We start from the raw sequence: 1,567 nt of genomic DNA, 5'->3' as shown, positions 1-1,567 counted from the left end.
ATGCCCCGGTCATCCACAATTTTGACGGCAATGCGTCGGTGCTCACCGAGCGCAAACGGCAGCGACACCATGCCTCGGTAAGCTTCGATCCGCTCCTCATCGATTTCTGCCTTGAGATTGCGAGCCAGTTTTGCCCAGCCCTCCTTCTCGCCTGCCATCGGGAAGAACACCTGGCGCGGGTAGAGGCTGCGCCCGTCGTAGTCGGTGTCGAGCATCCAGAGGGCAATTCTATCTGCCCCGCCCGATTCAATCTGGCCGGTCTTGGTGTTGTAGTAATCGAAGCCGAGAACTGAAACGCGATACTTTCCCTTGTCCTCGCCGTCGGCAATGCGTTCCAGGTACACATCCGGTTGCCCAATAAGCCAGAAGGACTCGTTGCTGGCGCGCTTTTTCTTCAGGTCGTCGGTCAAAAGGTCAGCGTTCATTTGCACTTTGAGGAACTGCATTCCAGCCAGCTCCGGCTTCATCTCGTCAATGTCTTTCGCTGCTTCCGGGTCAAACTGAAAGGCGGCAAAGATCAGCAGTTTTGGCCGTGGGACGAGCATCCGCGCTTCTTCCCAGGCCTGCTCCACTTGCCGTTGCTCGAGCGGGCCATATTCCGGCCCAAAGGAGACCACCACGCGCAGGGGGTCGTAGGCAGGCGCCGACTCGCGCACGGTATTTGCCCCTTCGTCGCTGGGCCGCGTTTCCCCCACGGCATGGAGCCAACGGCAGCCGGGCAGCGGTTCCAGCCAGGCAAAGCGGATGTATTGCCCGTTCTTCCCGCGGATACCCGTCTTGAGCAGCTCGTCGCGCCATTCCTCCTGACGCAGTGTTTCGCCGGAGCGGGCAATCGAGGCATCTGCCGGCTCGGGCCTGGGCTCCAAAATCTCATCCACCGATTTCACCGCTGGGGCTGGCACTGCTTCCACGGTGAACGGGCCTGTCACCCGCACCTTCTTCCTGTCCACGAAGGGCTGGTCGTAAAGCGTCTCCTGGGGTGCGTGGCGGGCAATGGCCTCATCGATGGCTGCTCGCAGGGCACGGCGGGCTTGATGGAATCGCTCGAATGGCGTCCGGGCAGCTTCCGGCCAGTCGGCGGGAAACTCAAAGGGCACCTCCCATTCCACCAGCTCGTTGACCTTAACCACCTGGCCAGCGGGCATGGTGAAGGTTTCCGTATCGGGCGCAGCAAAGTCTACAAAGTGGCCGGCCCGGCCACCTTGGGTCACCTTAAACTTCACCGCCTGGCCCTTTAGCGCCGCGTTGAGCTCAGCCAGAGCCGTCTCCACTGCCGGGTGCAGGCGCGCGTAGATGTCGTCAATTTCCGGATTGTTGGCGATGGACTTGAGCGTGATGTGCGGCACCGTCTTGTACTTAAAGCCGCTGCCGACGCCCTCCTGCGGGTGCGCGAGTTCATAGTAATCGAACACGGCGGTCATCAGCCGCTGACGGGCAAGGGTAATCGCCACGCGCGAGGTGTCGCAGGTGATCCAGCGTCTGCCCCACTTCTCAGCCACATAGGCCGTAGTGCCGCTGCCGCAAGTGGGGTCGAAGACCAGGTCGCCCGGGTCGGTGGTCATCAGGA

2 pseudogenes are annotated in these 1,567 nt (G+C 61.6%); both read right to left on the bottom strand.

Going from position 1 to position 1,567, the window contains the following annotated elements:
* A pseudogene (locus NW807_RS06025) lies at positions 1-1,346 on the bottom strand (hypothetical protein); the annotation flags it as partial.
* Positions 1,347-1,445: 99 nt separating this feature from the next.
* A pseudogene (locus NW807_RS06020) lies at positions 1,446-1,562 on the bottom strand (DNA methyltransferase); the annotation flags it as partial.
* Positions 1,563-1,567 lie beyond the last annotated feature (5 nt).

Origin of the sequence: Synechococcus sp. R70.1, from assembly GCF_047461675.1 — a bacterium.
GTDB lineage: Bacteria > Cyanobacteriota > Cyanobacteriia > Thermostichales > Thermostichaceae > Thermostichus.
The sequence above is the reverse complement of the archived record's forward strand: the minus strand, read 5'-3'. Positions and strand labels throughout refer to the sequence as shown.